Source organism: Nocardia yunnanensis (genome assembly GCF_003626895.1).
GTDB classification, from domain to species: domain Bacteria; phylum Actinomycetota; class Actinomycetes; order Mycobacteriales; family Mycobacteriaceae; genus Nocardia; species Nocardia yunnanensis.
Genome location: NZ_CP032568.1, coordinates 6,570,281 through 6,589,334 on the forward strand (window position 1 = coordinate 6,570,281; position 19,054 = coordinate 6,589,334).

The following is a 19,054-nucleotide window of genomic DNA, read 5'->3' on the forward strand; positions in this document are numbered from 1 at the left end:
TAGGCGGCCACTGGAGAACGGCCGATCAGACCCAGTCGACGACCCAGCGGTACGGGCGCATCCAGTACAGGCCGGCTTCGGGAATCGGGTGGCCCCAACGCTGTTCGGCCTGGGTGAGCTGCCAGCGGAATTCGGGGGCCGGTTCGCCATTGTGGATCTCGAGCAGGTGCCGCCGCCAGGAGTTGATCATGGCGGGGACGGCCGGGGGGTCGTTCTCGTAGGCCCATTCCACGTTTCGGGTCATGAGCGAATCGACGGCACGGGTGGCGGCCTGCGGGTCGCCGGTGCTGAGCGAGTGCAGGAACGCGGCCACCAGGTTGTAGGCGATGGCGTCGTGGGTGGAGGTCTGGCCGTTCTCGAGCGACCAGATGCCCAGGTAGGTGGGCCCGTGCTCGTCGATCCACACCGCATGCGCCTCGCCGACGCGATTGTCGAAGATGAGGGCGGTGAGCAGGCCGAGGGTGGCCTTGCCCATGATCAGCGGATCGGGTTGGCCGGTGCCGACGGCGTCGTCGATGAGCGCGCGGTAGGCGGCCGCGGCGATGCCGGGACGGTTGGCGTCCATGAGGGCGTCGGCGGTCTCGCCGCCGGCGAGCTGGGCGGCGGGCGGCTGCTGGGGCCCGGCGGCGGTGTGCGGCGCGCCGTCGCCGACGCGCAGGTACTGGGTCTGCATGGCGTCGAGCGCGGGCGGCAGGGACGCGAGTCCGTTCACTCGCGGATCGGGACCGCCCCTCGGATCGGGGAGACCGGTCGGCTCGGGCAGGTTCGCCGGATCGGGGCTGTTGAGCGGATCGGTGAGCGGGCTGCCGTTGCCGAGCGGGTCGGCGAGATCGAGGTTCACCGCGAGCGGTTCGCGCAGGCCGGGGGCGGTCTCGAGGTATTCCAGTGCCACCCGGGCGAATTCGTTGTCCTGGCTTTCCAGCCATTCGCGCCCGGCCCGCAGGGTCTCGACGAGGTGGCTGCCCACGCCCGATTCGATGGCGGCGCACAGCGCGTAGTACCCGTAGCCGCGGTAGTCGTCGTGGCCGACGCCCTCGGTGATCAGCAGTTGCGCGTATCTGCTTGCCAGATCGTGTCTTTCGATGTCGCCGAGCAGGGTGCAGGCGGTCATGGCGGCCATCAGCACCTCGGCGTGCTCGCCGTGGGCGCGGCGCAGTTCGATGCAGCGGTCGGCCATGACGACGGCGCTGTCGGGCAGATCCTGCTGGGTGGCGGCCTCGACGGCCATGGAGTACATGGTGGCCAGGGTGGCGGGCGGGATGTCGGCCGGGTAGCGGGCGGGGCCGCGCTCGGCGATGTGCAGGGCCTGGGCGTAGTCGCCGGCGGCGAAGGCGGCCCGGAAGCGGTAGGAGACGATCCAGCCGTAGTCCTTGGGTTCGGGCGCAGCGTCGAGGCCGTCGTCGAACGCCGTCAACCGCGCCAGCGCTTCCTCCGCCAGCCCGGCCTCCAGCATGCCGCTCGCGTCGTTCATCACTTCGACGAACGCATTTCGATCCATGGCCTTTTCGCCTTCCCGCATATGTCAGCCCCGGATCGTATGACCGCACCACCACCCCGCGCGGCCAGTGAGGTCAAGGTCATAGTTTCAACCCACCCCACATGACCACGCAGCGTCTTCTGCGTGGCACGTTGTGTCACAACGCTATTCCGCACCGCGCCACGAACCCGCCTCCCTGCGGGCATCTCTCGTGTCACGGTCGATCCGTTCGCCCCCAATCTAACGACAAGACACCCACTCGACACACTTCCACCCCTCGGAGTGTCGGAGACCTTTTCACTTTCTCCGCGTCAGAGGGCGGGGAGGGCGGTGCCGGGTTCGGGGGTGAAGGTGACAATGCGCCGGCGCGGGTCGCCGGGCAGCTCCAGGTTTTCGTAGGAGAAGCTCAAGCTGCCCGAGTGCGGGTGGTGGACGAGCTTGCCGCCATGGGTGCGAAGTTCCACGTCGCCACCGGGACGCGAATTCCGCACTGCCGGTCGCGAGTTCGTCGACGAACGCGGCAGTGTCCGAATCGTCCGGATACAGACCCGCGACGCGGCGCCGCTGGGCGACCGTGGCGGCGGCGACAGCGTCCCAGTCGCCGTAGAACCTTCGGGCGGCGGGATCGAAGAACAGCGCACGGGCCATGTTCTCCTCGGCCAGCGGTCCGAAGACGTAATGCGCCAGCGGATTCTTGGCCAGCACCTCGAACAGATCGGTGATGAGCACGGCAGGCGCCTTGTCGATCAAATCGAGCATCCGCAGCAGTTCGGGCCGCGGCTCGGGAGCCGAGGTCTCGGCAGGGCGGGGTGGCCGGGCCAGCGCGTGCAGGTGGGCGGTCTCGATCGGGTTGAGCCGCAAGGCGTGCGCGAGCGAATCGAGCACCTCCGCCGAGGGATTGGCGGCCCGGCGCTGTTCGAGACGCTGGTAATACTCAACGCTGATCCCGGCCAAATGGGCAAGTTCGGCGCGGCGCAGCCCAGGCACCCGGCGCATTCCGGACGGAGGCAGCCCCGTCCCCTCCGGAGCCACCCGTGCGCGCCGGGACTTCAGAAATTCCGCCAGATCCTCACGCACCGCCACCACCGCAGTCTGGCACAGCCCTGGGTGGCCCTGGCGGTACGAGGCACGGCGTGCGCTGGTTGCGGTCTTCGACGGCACGCAGGCTGTGCATCGTGAACGACAGACAGACGATCTGCTTCCGTTCACCGATTCCATTGCACCGTAGGAGAATTGTTGTGACCGCCACCGCTCAGCAGCGCGCCGACATCATCGAGGCCGCCACTCGCCTGTTCTGGTACATCGATATTCGCGACTGGACGCCTTTCCGAGCGTCTTCGCCGAGGAAGTGACACTTGACTATTCGAGCATCTGGGGTGGCGAGCCCGCGACCGTCACCCCGGCGCGGATTCGGCAGGATTGGGAGAAGCTGATCGGCGACTTCGACGCCACCCAGCATCTGCTCGGCAATCATTTGGTGACCGTGGACGGCGAGCGCGCCGAACTGACCGCCGTCTTCCAGGCAATTCACTTGCTGGCCAACCGTTTCGGCTCGCCGCGCTGGACGTTGTGCGGCACCTACCGGATCGGCCTGCGCCTGGTCGAGGGCGCGTGGAAGATCGACACCGTGGTGATGACGGCGCAGTGGGCCGACGGCAACAAGGACATCCTCGCGATCGTGTCGGGCGGGCAGCGCCCGGAGGCCGCGTAGCGGCGAATCACGGGAGACAAGAATGGGAAGGATCGTTTCCTTCCCATTCAACCTTATAACACAGTGGGGGGCTTGCCACAAGGCCCCGGTGCGGGCGCACTATTGCTGACCTAAGGCCGCAACCTGCGCGAACAGCGCGCGCGGCGGTGGGGAAACCTAGCTGGGAAGGTGAGGGTGCCGGTGCCGGAGCAGGGGTACGAGAACGAACTGCGCGCGGAGCAGGAGTATGTCGGCGGGCTGTACGCGCGGCTGGATGCCGAACGCGCGCGGGTGCAGGGCCGCTATCGGGAGACGTTGACGGTGCGCGGCAACGCCACCGCGCTGGTGGAACGCGATGCCGAGGTGCGGTCGCTGGCCAAGGAGATCCGCCGGCTGGGTGTGGCCGACAACGGCCTGTGCTTCGGTCGCCTCGACAGTGCGGACGGCGAGACCTCCTATATCGGGCGGATCGGAATCTTCGACGAGGACAACGAGTTCGAGCCGCTGCTGCTGGATTGGCGCGCACCCGCGTCGCAGGCGTTCTACATCGCGACCGCCGCGAGCCCCGAACACATGCGGCGGCGTCGCCAATTCCACACGCGCGGGCGGCGAGTGGTGGACTTCACCGACGAGGTGTTCGGCCGCCCCGATGCGGGCGCGCGCGGGGACGCGGCGCTGCTGGCCGCGGTCAACGCGCCGCGCGGCGAGGGCATGCGCGACATCGTGGCAACCATTCAGGCCGAACAGGATCGGATCATCCGGCTCGACCATCCGGGCGTTCTGGTGATCGAGGGCGGGCCGGGCACCGGCAAGACGGTGGTGGCCCTGCACCGGGTGGCATATCTGCTGTACACGCAGCGCGCGCAGATGGAACGCAATGGGGTGCTGGTGGTCGGCCCGAATGCGGCCTTCCTGAAGCACATCGGGCGGGTGCTGCCGTCGCTGGGCGAGACCAATGTGGTGTTCACCACCACCGGTGAGCTGCTGCCGGGGCTGCGCGCCACCGCCGAGGACACCCCCGAAGCGGCGCGGCTGAAGGGTTCGCTGCGGATCCTGGACGTGCTGAAGGCCGCGGTCGCCGACCGTCAGCGGGTGCCGAGCGAGCCGATCTCGCTCGAATTGACCGATGCCACAGTGCGAATCGGCGCCGATATCGTCGGCTGGGCACGCGAGGAGGCGCGCGAGAGCGGCCGCCCGCACAACGAGGCGCGGGCGGTGTTCCTCGAGGTCCTCACCTGGGCGCTGACCGAACGCGCCATCGCCCGCATCGGCAAGGGCTGGCTGACCCGCGAGGACAAGCAGGCGTGGGAGAACATGCGCGCCGACCTGCGCACCGAACTCGCCGAACACGAGGGCTTCGCCGCCGCCGTCGACGACCTGTGGCCCGCCCTGGAGCCGGAAGAGCTCCTGGCGGAACTGCTTTCGTCACCGGAACGTTTGGCAGCCGCAGGCGCCGACCCCGCCCTGTACCGCGCCACCGGCAGCGCGTGGACCATCTCCGACGTGCCACTGCTCGACGAGCTGGTCGATCTGCTCGGCCGCGACACCACCGCAGAGGAAGCCGCGGCCGAACGCGAACGCAAGGCCCAGGCCGCCTACGCCGAAGGCGTGCTGGACCTGCTGGTCAACCGCGCCGACCACATGGACGACGAGGACCACCTCTTCGCCACCGACCTGCTCTACGGCGAGGACCTCGCCGAGCGCTTCCTCGAACGCGACACCCGCGATCTCGCCGAACGCGCTGCCGCCGACCGCGATTGGACCTACCGCCACATCGTCGTGGACGAGGCCCAGGAACTCTCCGAAATGGACTGGCGCGTCCTCATGCGCCGCTGCCCCAGCCACTCCTTCACCATCGTCGGCGACCTGGCCCAGCGCAGCTCCCCCGCCGGCGCCACCTCCTGGTCGGCCATGCTCGACCGCTACGTCCCCGCCCGCTGGCAATACCGTTCCCTCACCGTCAACTACCGCACCCCCGCCGAGATCATGACCGTGGCCGCCGCCGTCCTGGCCGACTTCGCCCCCGACGTGAACCCCCCGGAATCCGTCCGAGCCTGCGGCACCCACCCGTGGTCCCGCAGCCTGTCACCCGACGAACTCCCCTCCGCCATCGAGGAATTCGTCCAATCCGAGGCGGCACGCGAGGGCACCAGCATCGTCATCGGCCCACCCGGCCTCCCCGGCACCACCCCCGCCTGGGAAACCAAGGGCCTCGAATTCGACGCCGTCCTGGTCGTAGACCCCGACGCCATCCTCACCGAAAGCCCCCGCGGCGCAGCAGAACTCTACGTAGCCCTCACCCGAGCCACCCAACGCCTCGGCATCCTCCACACCCGCCCCCTCCCACCCTCCCTCGCGGGCGTCCGGGAGCTCGACCCCTACACGTCGAAGTAGAGGTCGAATTCGTAGGGGTGGGGGCGGACGTTGATTTCGGCGATTTCGGTGTCTCGTTTGAGGCGGATCCAGGTTTCGATGAGGTCTTCGGTGAAGACGTTGCCCTGGGTGAGGTATTCGTGGTCGGCTTCGAGGCGGTTGATGACCGCTTCGAGGCTGGCGGGGGTTTGGGTGACGTCGGCGCTTTCCTCGGGGGTGAGTTCGTAGAGGTCCTTGTCGACGGGGAGGGTGGGTTCGATTTTATTGGTGATGCCGTCGAGGCCGGCCATCATCATGGCGGCGAAGGCGAGGAAGGGGTTACCGGAGGAGTCGGGGCAGCGGAATTCGAGGCGTTTGGCGGCGGCCGAGGTGCCGGTGACCGGAATGCGTACGGCGGCAGAGCGATTGCGCTGGCTGTAGACCAGGTTCACCGGGGCTTCGAAGCCGGGGACGAGGCGTTTGTAGGAGTTCACGGTCGGGTTGGTGAACGCCAGCAGCGAGGGGGCATGGTGGAGCAGGCCGCCGATGTAGTGGCGCGCCAGATCCGACAGCCCGGCGTAACCGGCCTCGTCGTAGAACAGCGGGGAGCCGTCCTTCCACAGGGATTGGTGCACGTGCATGCCGGATCCGTTGTCGCCGAACAGCGGTTTGGGCATGAAGGTGACGGTCTTGCCGCTCTCCCAGGCGGTGTTCTTGACGATGTACTTGTAGAGCATCAGATCGTCGGCGGCTGCGAGCAGGGTGTTGAACTTGTAGTTGATCTCGGCTTGACCGGCGGTGCCGACCTCGTGATGGCCCTTCTCCAATTCGAATCCGGCCGCCTGCAGATTGGTGCACATGCGGTCGCGCAGATCGACATCGGCGTCATACGGCGCGACCGGGAAGTAGCCGCCCTTGGGCCGGATCTTGTAGCCGCGATTCGGGGTGCCGTCGGCATTGAGCTTGCGCCCGGTGTTCCAGTCCGCCGACGCCGAATCCACCTCGTAGAAGGCCCCGTTCATGCTGGTGTCGTAGCGCACCGAGTCGAAGATGTAGAACTCCGCCTCGGGCCCGAAGTAGGCGGTGTCGGCGATGCCGGTGGAGCGCAGGTATTCCTCGGCCTTGCGCGCCACATTGCGCGGATCGCGGCTGTAGGCGGCGCGGGTGTGCGGGTCGTGGACGAAACAGCTGATATTGAGGGTCTTGGCGGACCGGAACGAATCCAGTTGCGCGGTGCGCAGATCCGGCAGCAGCAGCATGTCGGATTCGTGGATGGCCTGGAACCCGCGCACCGACGACCCGTCGAAGGCGATGCCGTTGTCGACCAGATCGTCCCCGAACATGCTCGCCGGGATGGAGAAATGCTGCTGGATGCCGGGGACGTCGCAGAACCGGATGTCGACGTATTCGACGTCCTCGTTATCGATGTAGTCCTGTACTCCGCTGGTGGTAGGGGTGATCACCGCTCGCTCCTCGTGGCCGCGCACGCCTACCCGATCGGACGGCCCGGTCGGGGTCCGGCGGTCCTGTTCGTGCTAAGAACGATACGTCCGCGATCGCGTCGAAGGAGCCGAATCCCCTTGTCTTCCAAGATCATTCGTAACTTTCCGGACAACACGCCGGGCAGCCGGTAACCTCGCGCCCGCAACGACAGCCCCACTCCCCCGCTTTTGTCACAATGCACAAGTCCGCCTCGGTAGATCTTCGCCATTGCCAATGGACCCGCCCGTCGTTTGTGCGGTCTGCTGTAGTTCGTGAGTTCAACACCGGCTGCGGGACCAGCCCCGCGCACCATGGTCGAGGCATTCCAGGCCAATGTGGCCCGCTATCCGCAGGAGGTGGCGCTGCGCTCGCTGGGCGGCGCGGTCACCCTGACCTGGCGCGAGTACGGCGACCGGGTCCGCGCGATCGCGACCGGACTGGCCGCCCTCGGCATCGGCCGCGGTGACACGGTGGCGCTGATGATGACCAACCGGCCCGAATTCCACCTGTGCGACACCGCGATCCTGCACACCGGCGCGACCCCGTTCTCGGTGTACAACACCAACCCGGTGGACCTGCTGGCTTATCAATTCGGCAATGCGGGCAACCGGATCGTGATCTGCGAGCGGCAGTTCGCGCCGCAGGTACTGGCGGCGGTCGAGCAGGCCGCGGCGCAGGGCGGCACGGTCGAGCACGTGATCTGCGTGGACGAGGCACCGGAGGGGTGTGTCTCGCTCAGCGACATCGAAGCGACCGACAACGAGGACTTCGACTTCGAAAAAGCCTGGCGCGCGGTCGATCCCGAGGATCTGCTGACCATCGTCTACACCTCCGGCACCACCGGCCCACCCAAGGGCGTGGAACTGACCCACACCAATTTCCTCGAAAACGCCCGCGTGGTCGAGGAATTCGGCGGCGGCGGCACCGCCGACAAGGTGGTCTCCTACCTGCCCGACGCACACGCCGCCAACCGCTGGTTCGCGCACTACCTGTCGCTGCTGACCGGCGCGCAGATCACTACCTCCCCCGATCTCAAGCAGGTGGCCGCCGCGCTCACCGAGGTGCATCCGTCGGTGTTCCTGGGCGTGCCACGGGTGTGGGTCAAGGTGAAGGCCGCGCTGGAGGAGCGCTTCGCCGCCGAACCCAGCGCCCTCAAACGCCGGCTCATCGACTGGGCCATCGGCGCCGGCCGCGCCCGAGCCCGCGCGAACTCCGACGGCCGCACCCAAAGCCCCTTCGAGACGCTGCAGTTCCGGTTGGCGGATCGCCTGGTGCTCAACACCATTCGCGCCCAGCTCGGCATGGACCGCATCCGCATCGCCATCACCGGCGCGGCCCCCATCCCCAAGGACACCCACGAGTTCTTCCTGGGCCTGGGCCTGCCGCTGTGCGAGGGCTACGGCATGACCGAATGCACCGCGGGCGCGACCGTGAACCGCCCCGACCGCATCAAGATCGGCACCGTGGGCCGCGCGCTGCCCGGCGCCGAGGTGCGCATCGCCGAGGACGGCGAGGTGCTGGTGCGCGGCAAGATGGTCATGCGCGGCTACCGCAACGCCCCCGACAAGACCGCCGAGACCGTCGACGCCGAGGGCTGGCTGCACACCGGCGACGTCGGCGAGCTCGACGCCGACGGCTTCCTGCGCATCGTCGACCGCAAGAAGGAACTGATCATCAACGCGGCCGGCAAGAACATGTCGCCCACCAATATCGAGAACACCGTCACCGAGTGCACCCCGCTGGCGGGCACGGTCGTGGCGATCGGTGAGGGCCGCGCCTACAACACCGCACTCATCTGCCTGGACCCCGATCTCGCGGCCGCCTTCGCCGAGCGCCACCAGCTAACCGATCGCAGTATCGCCGCGCTGGCCCGGGACCCGATCGTGCTGAAGGCCGTGCAGGAGGGCATCGACGCGGCCAATGCCAAGCTCTCCCGGGTGGAGCAGATCAAGAAGTTCGTGCTGCTGCCGGACGTGTGGGCCCCGGGCAGCGATAACCTCACGGCGACCGGCAAACTCAGGCGCAAACCGATAGCAATCAACTACGCGGCTACTATCGACTCGCTGTACGGATAGTAGGAGAGTCGATGCACGCGCGATTGCGGGACCGAGCGCTCGAGGAGCTGTACCGGCGCGCGGTCGTGGCGCGCGAAGACATCCCCGAGGCCGTCGGACCGTACCGAACCCTGCCGCAACCGCTGGTCACCAGCGGTTTCGAGCGGGGCACCAAGCTGAACGTGGACCTGTTCTTCGACTTCATCCGCACCGGCCGCGCCCCCGCGCCCGAGGACACCCACGAACTGGTGCAGATCGCGTTGAGCCGGGTGCGCGACGGCGAAACCCTCGAGGACGTGCTCAGCCGCTACAGCCTCGGCGCGGAGTACATCTTCTCCCGGTTGAAGGAGAGCGCGACCGGTCCGGAACGGGAGCTGCTCGACGACGCGGCGGTCTCACTGCTGCAGTACGTCACCCTCATGACCACCCGCATCGCCACCGCGTGTGTGCAGCGCGCGCACGATCCGCGCTGGGAGTTGCTCGAACGCCGCCGCGCCATCGCCGATGCCCTGCTGACCGGGCGCGATCCCATCGAGTGGGCCGAGGAACCGGCCATCGCGGTCCCGGATGCGTTCCTGCTGGCCGTGTTCCGCCTCGGCGCCACCCGCGGCACCGACACCAGCGAACTGCGCCACCGCGTCGAGGCGATTCCGGGGGTTTTCCTGCGCCTGGACAGCGGCGGCTGGACCGCGCTGCTGCCGCTGCAACCCGGTGACGACGGCACCGCGACCCTGGCCGCGCTGTCGGGTCGCCTGCCCGCGCACGGCCCGCTCACCGCCCGGCCCGCACTGGGTCAGGCTGCGCCGGAGCCGCGTTCGGGTCCGCCCGCGCCGTTCTGGGTGGGAGTGGCCACCGCGGAGTCGCGGTCCGCGGTGCCGGCGGTGTTCGCCGAGGCGCGCATGCTCGCGGAACTGGGCCGCTGCCTGGAGCGTCCGCACGCCATATGCCGGCGACCCGACCTCATGTTCGAGTACACCGTCGCCGCGGGCGGTCCCGCGCGCACCGGGCTGGCGGCCGTGCTCGCACCGCTGGACTCGCAGCCGTTGCTCGCCGAGACCCTGGAAGTGTTCGTGGACACCGGCTTCAATCAACTGGCCACCGCGCGCCTGCTGACCATCCACCGCAATACGGTGACCTACCGGCTGGCGCGGGTGCACGAGCTGACCGGACTGGATCCGCACCGCCCGACCGACGCCATGACCCTGTCCGCGGCCCGCATCGCCCGCCGTCTCGAATCCGCCTCGTTCGCACCCTGATTCGCGACGCTTGGTCTCGTGCACAAGCCGGCCGGACCCGGATCTGGCGGATTGCCGGTAGCGACGCGCTCGCGCTGTGCTGTGTGCTGAACGGCGACGACGAGGTCGTGGTCGGCGCCGCCGCAGCGGCGTACGCGCAGCGATCTCCCGACCATCCGCAGAGGTAGATCGTTGAGTAACACCTTCCGGCCCCGTCGCTGCCGTCTGGCGCCGTGGGCCGTGGCCGGGTTCTCGGTCCTGGCCATGACCGTCACGACCACCACCGCCCAGGGCGCGCCCGTCTTCGGGCCGGTGCCGGACGCCCCCGCCAACTTCGGGCTCCCGGCGGCCTACCAGCCCACCCCGGAGAAATACGGGGTGGATTATCAACTGGGACAGATCGTTCCGCTCTCCGACGGCACCCAGTTGCAGGCCGAGGTCCGCTACCCCACCGATCCGGCGACCGGGCAGCGCGCGGCGGGCGAATTCCCGGTCATCGTCAACTTCACCACCTACGGCGCGGTCACCAGCGCTTTGACCGCCGCGATCACCGGCGTCATCGACGATCTGCACATCCAGCTGCCCGATCAGCTCGAGGATGCCCGTCGCATCATCAATCAGGCCACCTCCATGCAGGACATGCTGGTGCGCCACGGCTATATCGAGGTGACCGCGGACGTGCGCGGCACCGGCGGCTCCACCGGCGCGTGGAGCCCGGCCTCGCAGCAGGACGGCAAGGACGGCGCGGAACTGGTGGACTGGGCGGCGAAACTGCCCGGCGCCAACGGCAAGGTCGGCATGTACGGTTACTCGTTCCCGGGCCTGTCGGCCATGCGGACCGCCGAAACCGTCGGCCCCGGTTCACCGTTGAAGGCGATCGTGCCGTTCGCGGTGCCCAACAACATCTTCGACGAGGTGCTCAATCACGACGGCATGATGAGCCCGCTGCTGTTGACGGTCATCTCGCTGATGGTCCCGTATCTGAGCCTGATCGGGCCGTTCCTGAGCGCGACGGTGTCGCCGCAGCAGTTCCTGCGCTCGCTCGGCGATCATCTGAACGCCTTGGTCGGCCCGGATACCAGCACGGTGAAGCTGTTGTTCGACGCCTACACCGGCGGCGCCACCGCCTACGACAACACCTGGTGGAAGGATCGGCGTTTCGAGACCGACCTGCACAATCTGGTGGACAACGGCATCGCCATGTACCAGGTCGACGGCTGGTGGGACCTGTACCAGGAGGGCGCGGTACGCAATTACGCGCAGCTGCAGAACCTTTCGGCCGGTCGCGATCAGTTCGCGCCGATGGCGGCTGATCAGCGCGCCGACGGCCGCTACCAATTGCTCATGGGCCCTTGGTATCACGTCGGCCTGGGTCTGGGACCCGGCTCGCGCATGGACACGAACCTGATCACGCTGGCCTGGTTCGACCGGTGGCTCAAGGACATTCACAACGGCGTCGACGAGACCGCGAATCCCCTGCACACCATCGACGCGAACAACACCGCCGCCGACACCGTCCGCTACCCGTTCGAGCAGGCCGCCGTCCAGCAGCGCTACTTCGACGGCGACCGCCTGGTGGCGGACAAGCCCGCCGCCGCCGACGCCTCGGATCACCTGGACTACACCGGCATCGACACCATCTGCAATCGCGAGACCCTCGGCCAATACACCGGCGGCCTACTCGATTTCGTGTTCCGGGTCTTCACCGTCTCCAACCCGTGCACCGAATGGGTGCAGGGACCGACCGCGGGCCTGCGCTACACCATGGACCCGGTGACCGAACCGACCATGCTGGCCGGCCCGTCGAGCGTCACCCTCTACGCCTCCTCCACCGGCGCCGACGCCGCCTTCCAGGTGTGGCTCGACGATGTCGCCCCCGACGGCAGCGCCGTGAACATCACCGGCGGTGCGCAATTGGCCAGCCAGCGCACCCTGGACCCGGCCAAGACCTGGAACACCGGCGACGGCACGGTGTACGCGCCCGAGCACACGATCCTGAAGGAGAACGAGCAACTGCTCACCCCCGGCGACGTGGTGAAGATGGAGGTGAAGATCCGGCCCGCGTTCCACCGCCTCGAACCCGGTCACGCGCTGCGCCTGCGCATCACCTCCGGCACCTTCCCGTCGACCATCCCCAATCCGGCGGATCTGGGCCGGCTGCTGGGGACCTCGCAGCAGATCCAGCGCGATGCCGCCCACCCGTCCGCGCTGGTGGTGCCGCTCGCCCCGGCGAGTTCGTTCACTCATCGCTGACGCGCTACAGGTGCATCCAGTTCGGCCACACTCGTGCCCACGGCTGCTTGCGCCCCGAGCACTTCCAGAGGGTGACGTCCTGGGTGTTGCCCTTGAAGCCCAGGCGGGTGTCGACCTTGCCGACGGCGTCGACGTGGTCGAACTGGCTGCGCAGGGCGGCCTCGTAGCCGCCGACGGCCAGCACCGCCGACGCGTCGTCGGGTGGGGTGGCGAAGTAGCCGAAGCCGCGGCTGGGGCTGTAGACGGCGGGCAGGCGATCGCGGCCCAGCTGGTCGAGAGCGCTTGCCTGCCAATAGGTGTCGGTGAGGATGACGGCGTGGGCGCGTTCGGCCGGGGTGAGCGCGTCGTAGGCGTGGATCACCTCGTCGGTGAGCTCGTGCCAGCCGAAGGACCCGTAGACGCCGATGGCGACCGCCGCCTCGGCGTCGTCGCGGGGCGGGCGCACCCGGTCGGCGGGCCGCCACGGGGTGGAGTACAGCGTGAAAGCCGTTGCGCCGACCGCCAATAGGGCGACGGCCCCGATCAGTATCCGCCGCCGGCGCGGGCGCAGCCGGGCGGCGGTGCCGGTCACCCCGACCGCGCCGGCGGCGATCACCACTGCGTACATGCCCGCCGCGTAGTAGATGCGCCCGCCGGTGAGCAGAAACGCGCCGTAGAGCAGCAGCAGCGTGACCGCGAGAAAACGGTAGGGCCGCAACAAATCCCAGCGCAGCAGCACCCACAGGCCCCACAGCAGCAGCAACGCGCCCAGATACCCGGCCAGGCTCACCGACATCGGCACGAACAGCAGTCGCCCGCCCAGGATGCCCTGCTCGGCCCCGATCACCCCGCCCATCTTCAGCTGCGGCCAGGAATGGCGGGCCTGCCACAGCAGTTCGGGCACGGTGGCCGCCACCACGATCGCCCCGCCCAGCCACAGCAGCGGCCGCCGCACCAGCTCGCGCGGACCGCACAGCAGGCTCGCGGCCGCCAGCGCCAGCCAGAAGAACGGGATCAGCCACTTCACCTGCATGTCCACGGCGGTGAGCAGGGCCGCGGCCAGCAGCAGGCCGTCGGCGCGAGTGCGCACCCAGCGCACCACCAGCCAGGTGATGATCACCCACAGCGCGGTGTCGACCGCGTTGGTGGTGAGCATGGCGCCCTGCAACAGCAGAAACGGTGAGCTCGCGTAGCCGAGCGCGGCCAGCCCCTGCGCCCAGCGGCCGCCCTCGAATTCGCGGGCGAGCATGGCGCACAACACGATCGCGGTCACCGTCAACGCCACCGCCGGCAGCCGCAGCACCAGAAACGATCCGGGCGCGAGGGTGTCCATGAGCCGGGCCAGCAGCGGCAGCACCGGCCCCTGATCGGCGTACCCGAACGCGGGCCGCCGCCCGGCCGCCAGAAAGTACAGCTCGTCGCCGAAATAGCCGTAGCGCGAGGCCGACAGCACCAGCACCACCGCGGCGGGCACCGCGACCGCCGCCACCGTCCACCAGGCCATGGACGGGCGCTCGTCGGGTTTGGCATGCCGTCCCGAACCGTGGGGCCGGGCCGGGCGATCCACCACATCGGTCAACGCGCACTCCTCGACGGCGGGGTCACGCTCCGGACATCAGGAATCTACAGCGTCCGACCGGCAAATCCGCCGACCCGCGCGGACGGCCGCGCCGCCGAGTCCGGGCGACCTATACTCTATGCCGATGTGACTGCCGCGCAACGCGTTCCAGCGAAGGAGCCCCGGCATGACCGAACAGACCCCGGCCGCCAACCCCTACGGCACCCCGACCACCTCCGGCCCGGAGCCGATCCGCTCCTACCAGAACCGGCTCAACGCCGTCATTCGCGTCCTGCTGAAGGTCCCGCTGCTCGCACCGCGGGTCGGCAAGCGACTGTGCGTGCTGCATGTCGTCGGCCGCAAATCCGGCAAGGTCTACGACGTCCCGGTCGCCTACACCCGCCACGAGGGCGACATTCTCGTCGGTACCGCCAAACGTCCGTGGGTGAGCAATATTCGCAAGGGCACCCCGCTGGCGGTGTCGTTCGGCGGTCCGAAGCGCACCGCCGACGCCGAGGTGCTCACCGACGCCGAATCGGTGGTGCGGCTCTCGGAGGTCATCGCCCGCGACAACAAGCAGTGGGCCAAGTTCAACGGCATCGGGCTGGACGCGCAGGGCAACCCCAGTAAGGCCGACTCCTATCAGAGCTGGCAGCAGGGCTGTGTGATCATCCGGCTCAGCGTGCACTGAGCTCTCAGTCGACGAGCCTGGCCTGCACGTAATCCTCGGCGTCGAGGCCGACGAGCACCTGCCGCACCAGCGGCGGCGCCCACGAGGCGGACGCGTCGTGCCCGATCACCGGATCGGTGAGGGTGACCGTGCGCCCGCGCGTCTCGAACTGGAAGGTCCCCGCCGCGCGAATGTTCTTGAGCCAGTCCACATCCCGGCCGTAGGTGAGGGCGATGCGGTAGCCGCCGTCCCGCGCGAACACCATCACCGGGGAGCGGTACTCGCGCCCGGACTTGCGGCCGCGGTGCACGACGACGCCGAAGAACGGCGCGACCCGCGCCAGCACCCCCAGCACCGGATTGCTGATCTTGCGGTTGATCCTGGCGAGGGTCCGGGGCAGCGGCATGATCTCGTCCTCCCTGACGAAAACGGTTGCGCCCCTGAGGCTACGCCGCCGACGATCACCGCGCGCGGCATCCGCGAGCCCGCGTCCGACCCGCCGCGACAGCAGTGTTCGACCGGCCCCTACAGTGCTGTTCAGGGCCGCTTGCGCGGCGGCACAGGAAGGAGCCCGGCCATGTCGGAGATGATCGCGGTGTACGACGCCGCCGGACGCGAGATCGGCGCGCTGGAGCGCGCGCAGGTGTACGCGCAGGGTATCTGGCACGCCAGCGCGGGCGTCCTGGTGCGCTCACGGGACGGCTCGAAGATCTACGTGCACAGGCGAACCGACACCAAGGCCGTCTTCGCGGGCATGCACGACTGCCTGGCCGGTGGCGTGCTGGGCCCGGGTGAGGATCCCGCCGCGGCCGCCGCCCGGGAACTGGCCGAGGAGCTCGGCATCGAGCCGGGCCCGCACGACGAGGGCCTGCTGCCGCTGGCCACCGCGTCCTGGGACGGCGAATGGGCCGGTCGCCCGATGCGCTGCCATCTGTTCGCCTATGAAATCCGCTACGACGGCCCGATCCGCCATCAGCCCGAGGAGATCGCGGACGGCTGGTGGTGGACCGACGAGGAGCTGCGCTCCCATCTCGAGGATCCGGCCTGGCCGTTCGTGCCCGACACCCGCACGCTGATCCCCGATCTACTGCCCTGAGCCGCGTCCACCCCGGACATGACGGCGGCCCATCGAATCCCGCGCGATTCGATGGGCCGTCGTGGCTCGGTGGCTCAGTGCGTCAGTTACCGGTCGAACCGGGGGCGCCACTGCCCGAGAACAGTCCCTGAATGGTCTTGATCAAGACCTGGGCCAGGAAATCCGAAGCGGATCCAGTTCCCACGTGCTACTCCTCATCTAATCCAAACGACATGTCGGGCATGTGAATCATGCACGGTTCACATTCGAGAGGAAGCCTTTTCTTCGGGAAATTTTCCTCGATCCCGACCGGAGCTACACGGTAGAACGGGTTCCACCAGGGATTATATCGGTTCGATAAATATGTGACTTAGATCACTTTCTATTTGCCGCCCTCGATGAGGGTTACCGGCTGGGCGACATACGACGTCCCGGTCACGTCGACGCCCTGGGACTTCAGCAGATCCAGCGCCTTGGTCACGTATTCGACGCTGTAGGCCGCGGCGTCGGGATCCTTGGTCAGGACGGTCTTGCCCTCCTGGTTCTTGGTGGTCTTGGCGATGGCGACGGTCCGATCCCACGCGGCCTTGTCGATCATCCCGACCCCGTTGGGCGACGGCCAGATCAGCTTGTTCACCTCGGTGATCTGCCACTGCTGATGGCTCGCGCCCAAGGTCGATCCGGCGGCGACGGTGAGGTCGCGGCACTTGTCGACATTGTCGCGGCAGAACGCCCAGCCCTTCAGCGAGGCGGCGATGAACTTCACCGTCTGGTCGGCGTACTTGCTGTCCTTCAGCTTGTCGGTATTGGCCCACAGGGCGTCCTGCAGCATGGCCACACCCTGGTCGTTCCAGTCGATGGTGGCGAAATCCTCGGGGGTGTAAAGCTTTCCGGTGGCCGGGTTCTTGACCTCGAGCAACTGCGCGTACTCGTTGTAGGACATGGCCTGCGCGGCGTCGATGTCGTGGGCGAGGAAGGCGTTCATGTCGAACTGCTGCTGCACCAGGGTGACATCCTTGGCCGGGTCCAGGCCCGCCTTCGTCATGCCGGCGAAGAGCTCGAATTCGTTGCCGTAGCCCCAGTTTCCGACCTTCTTGCCCTTCAGGTCGGCCGGGCCGCCGATCCCGGCGCTCTTGAACGACACCTGTTTGGTGCCCGAGCGTTGGAAGATCTGCGCGACATCGGTGATGCCCGCCCCGGCCTCGCGGGAGGCGAGCGCCTTGGGCACCCAGGCGACGGCGTAATCGGCCTGCCCCTGCGCCAGCACGGTCTGCGGGACGATATCGGTGCCGCCGTCGAGGATGTCGACGTCGAGGCCCTGCTCCTTGTAGTAGCCCTGCGCGGCCGCGGCCAGATAGCCGGCGAACTGGCCCTGTTTGAACCACTGCAGTTGCAGCTTCACCTTGGTGAGGCCGTCGGAGGTGGTCGAGTTGTCGCTGGTGCTGCATCCGGACAGGGCCGCCACCGCCACGGTGACGGCGGCCAGCACGGCCCGGATGCGCAATCTTCTACCGGTACTTCTCATTTCGATCTCCCAGGGGTGGTGCGGGGTCTGCGGGTGAGCTGTTCGAGCAGCACCACGGCGGCCAGGAACACCAGGCCGAGCAGCATGGCCGCCACCACGTACGCCCAGGCGCGCGGGTAGGCGGTATTGGCGGCGGCGGAGGTGATGCGGCTGCCCAGGCCGTGCTGCAGGCCGCCGAAGTATTCGGCGATGATGGCGGCGATCACCGCGCCCGGGGCGGCGATGCGCAGTCCGGTGAACAGGTGCGGCAGCGCGGCGGGCAGGCGCACGGTGCGGGTGATCTGCCAGCCGGTGGCGGCGTAGGCGTGCATGAGGTCGGCGTGCACGCGCGGAACCTGACGCAATCCCCGTGTGGTGCTGACGAAGACGGGGAAGAACACCACGATGGTGGCGACCAGGCGGCGCGGCAGATCGGTGGTGGTGGAGTACATGGAATTCAGCAGCGGGGCCAGCGCCACGATCGGGACGGCGGCCGCGGCAGCGGCGAGCGCGCCCAGGATGCCGTCCACCACCGCGAAGCGGGCAGCGAGGATGGCGGCGGCGATGCCGAGGATCGCGCCCGCCAGCAGGCCGACCAGGGCGTTCTTTCCGGTGGCGACGGCGGCCTCGAGGATGGCGTGCTCGTTGTCGCCGAACGCTTTCGCGATGGCGCTGGGTGCGGGCAACAGGAACGACGGCACGCCCGCCGCCACGGTCAGCACCTGCCACAGCACCAGCAGGGCGACACCGAAAAGCACAGGCGGCAGCCAGGTTCCGAGGGTCCTCGTCATCGAATGTCCCGTCCCGCGGTGCTTTTCGGCCTGTCGCCGCCGTGCCCTTCGTGCAGGGCGGCGCGGACGGCGGCCACGGCGGCGAAGAATTCCTCGCCCGAGCGCACGTCGTCGTCGCGGTCGCGGTCCCAGCCGCCGGTGGCCAGGACCTCGGTGATGCGGCCCGGCCGCGGTGACATGACCACCACCCGGTCGGACAGGAACACCGCCTCGGGAATGGAGTGGGTCACGAAAAGCACGGCCGCCCCGGTCTCTTCGGCGATGCGCAGCAGTTCGCCCTGCATGCGCTCGCGGGTCATCTCGTCGAGCGCGCCGAACGGTTCGTCCATCAGCAGCAGCGGTGGTTTGCGCGCCAGCGCGCGAGCGATGGCGACGCGCTGCTGCATGCCGCCGGACAGCTCGGCCGGGAAGCGGCGCGCGAACTCGGTCAGGCCGGTGATCTCGAGCAATTCCGCGCTGCGCGCGCGTCTTTCCCGCTTGCCGACGCCGTGCAGCTGCAACGGCAGCTCGACGTTCTCCTGCACGGTCCGCCACTCCAGCAGTCCAGCCTGCTGGAACGCGATCCCGTAGTCCTGATCGAGCCGGGCCTTGCGGGCCGTCTTGCCGTGCACCACAACGGTTCCCGAGCTCGGCTCCTCCAGATCGGCGACGATCCGCAGCAGCGTGGACTTGCCGCAGCCCGAAGGCCCGATCAGCGAGACGAACTCACCGGCCGCGACGGTCAGGTCGATGTCCTGCAACGCGGTCACCGCGCCCGCATCGAAGATCTTGCCCACCGCCCGCAATTCGACGGCGGGCACGATCTCGGCGGTGGGATGCGGCAGCGACGCGGATGCCTCCACGGTCACGGGGTACCTCCGAACGAACAGCCGAGATCGGCACGGCGCGCGGCCGATTCGGCGGATGGAACGATGTGGACGGGCGCGGGCCCCGG

General features: G+C 68.5%; 15 protein-coding genes. 7 read left to right on the plus strand and 8 right to left on the minus strand.

Annotation, left to right across the window (positions count from 1 at the left end; translation table 11 throughout):
• Nucleotides 1–25: 25 nt before the first annotated feature.
• Nucleotides 26–1,498, minus strand: a complete 1,473-nt coding sequence (locus D7D52_RS40035; RefSeq protein WP_162958660.1) for a hypothetical protein — start codon at nucleotides 1,496–1,498, stop codon at nucleotides 26–28.
• Nucleotides 1,499–1,774: 276 nt separating this feature from the next.
• Complete coding sequence (locus tag D7D52_RS30840) at nucleotides 1,775–2,638, minus strand: helix-turn-helix domain-containing protein (RefSeq protein ID WP_162958661.1); 864 nt, start codon at nucleotides 2,636–2,638, stop codon at nucleotides 1,775–1,777.
• 187 nt (nucleotides 2,639–2,825) lie between these two features.
• Here D7D52_RS30840 and D7D52_RS30845 point away from each other — a divergent pair, with 187 nt between their 5' ends.
• Entirely contained in the window at nucleotides 2,826–3,188 is a 363-nt protein-coding gene (locus tag D7D52_RS30845) for a nuclear transport factor 2 family protein (protein ID WP_162958662.1), read from the plus strand.
• Between the two features lie 180 nt (nucleotides 3,189–3,368).
• On the plus strand, nucleotides 3,369–5,561 hold the full coding sequence (gene helR / locus D7D52_RS30850) for an RNA polymerase recycling motor ATPase HelR (RefSeq protein ID WP_187703058.1): 2,193 nt from the start codon (nucleotides 3,369–3,371) through the stop codon (nucleotides 5,559–5,561).
• On the opposite strand, the gene glnA is transcribed toward helR, so the two are convergent.
• Nucleotides 5,546–6,982: a type I glutamate--ammonia ligase gene (glnA, locus tag D7D52_RS30855; RefSeq protein WP_120744595.1), complete on the minus strand. Its 1,437-nt coding sequence runs from the start codon at nucleotides 6,980–6,982 to the stop codon at nucleotides 5,546–5,548. The two genes, helR and glnA, sit on opposite strands and share 16 nt — an antisense overlap.
• 330 nt (nucleotides 6,983–7,312) lie before the next feature.
• Here glnA and D7D52_RS30860 point away from each other — a divergent pair, with 330 nt between their 5' ends.
• The 3 genes from D7D52_RS30860 to D7D52_RS30870 all read left to right on the plus strand — a co-directional run bounded on the left by D7D52_RS30860 (nucleotide 7,313) and on the right by D7D52_RS30870 (nucleotide 12,543).
• Nucleotides 7,313–9,076 carry an AMP-dependent synthetase/ligase gene (locus D7D52_RS30860; RefSeq protein ID WP_120741995.1) on the plus strand — a complete coding sequence of 588 codons (1,764 nt, stop codon included), beginning with the start codon at nucleotides 7,313–7,315 and terminating at the stop codon, nucleotides 9,074–9,076.
• Nucleotides 9,077–9,087: 11 nt separating this feature from the next.
• A complete protein-coding gene (locus D7D52_RS30865) occupies nucleotides 9,088–10,311 on the plus strand; it encodes a PucR family transcriptional regulator (RefSeq protein ID WP_120741997.1) in 1,224 nt (407 codons plus the stop codon).
• Nucleotides 10,312–10,482: 171 nt separating this feature from the next.
• The gene (locus D7D52_RS30870; RefSeq protein WP_162958663.1) at nucleotides 10,483–12,543 is read left to right on the plus strand and encodes a CocE/NonD family hydrolase; all 2,061 of its coding nucleotides are present in this window, start codon (nucleotides 10,483–10,485) and stop codon (nucleotides 12,541–12,543) included.
• Nucleotides 12,544–12,547: 4 nt separating this feature from the next.
• Here D7D52_RS30870 and D7D52_RS30875 read toward each other — a convergent pair whose 3' ends face one another.
• Nucleotides 12,548–14,092 carry a glycosyltransferase family 39 protein gene (locus D7D52_RS30875; protein WP_246024085.1) on the minus strand — a complete coding sequence of 515 codons (1,545 nt, stop codon included), beginning with the start codon at nucleotides 14,090–14,092 and terminating at the stop codon, nucleotides 12,548–12,550.
• A 175-nt stretch (nucleotides 14,093–14,267) separates the two neighbouring features.
• Between D7D52_RS30875 and D7D52_RS30880 the strand changes: the two genes are divergently transcribed.
• Entirely contained in the window at nucleotides 14,268–14,771 is a 504-nt protein-coding gene (locus D7D52_RS30880) for a nitroreductase/quinone reductase family protein (protein ID WP_222932706.1), read from the plus strand.
• A gap of 4 nt (nucleotides 14,772–14,775) precedes the next feature.
• Here D7D52_RS30880 and D7D52_RS30885 read toward each other — a convergent pair whose 3' ends face one another.
• Complete coding sequence (locus D7D52_RS30885) at nucleotides 14,776–15,156, minus strand: nitroreductase family deazaflavin-dependent oxidoreductase (protein WP_120742001.1); 381 nt, start codon at nucleotides 15,154–15,156, stop codon at nucleotides 14,776–14,778.
• 171 nt (nucleotides 15,157–15,327) lie between these two features.
• Here D7D52_RS30885 and D7D52_RS30890 point away from each other — a divergent pair, with 171 nt between their 5' ends.
• Complete coding sequence (locus D7D52_RS30890) at nucleotides 15,328–15,846, plus strand: NUDIX hydrolase (protein WP_246023415.1); 519 nt, start codon at nucleotides 15,328–15,330, stop codon at nucleotides 15,844–15,846.
• Nucleotides 15,847–16,207: 361 nt separating this feature from the next.
• On the opposite strand, the gene D7D52_RS30895 is transcribed toward D7D52_RS30890, so the two are convergent.
• Genes D7D52_RS30895 through D7D52_RS30905 form a run of 3 tightly spaced genes read right to left on the minus strand, consistent with a single transcriptional unit; the run spans nucleotide 16,208 to nucleotide 18,968 of the window.
• Nucleotides 16,208–17,350: an ABC transporter substrate-binding protein gene (locus D7D52_RS30895; RefSeq protein WP_120742005.1), complete on the minus strand. Its 1,143-nt coding sequence runs from the start codon at nucleotides 17,348–17,350 to the stop codon at nucleotides 16,208–16,210.
• On the minus strand, nucleotides 17,347–18,120 hold the full coding sequence (locus D7D52_RS30900; RefSeq protein WP_120742007.1) for an ABC transporter permease: 774 nt from the start codon (nucleotides 18,118–18,120) through the stop codon (nucleotides 17,347–17,349). The genes D7D52_RS30895 and D7D52_RS30900 overlap by 4 nt, the downstream gene beginning before the upstream one ends.
• On the minus strand, nucleotides 18,117–18,968 hold the full coding sequence (locus D7D52_RS30905; protein WP_187703059.1) for an ABC transporter ATP-binding protein: 852 nt from the start codon (nucleotides 18,966–18,968) through the stop codon (nucleotides 18,117–18,119). The genes D7D52_RS30900 and D7D52_RS30905 overlap by 4 nt, the downstream gene beginning before the upstream one ends.
• Nucleotides 18,969–19,054 lie beyond the last annotated feature (86 nt).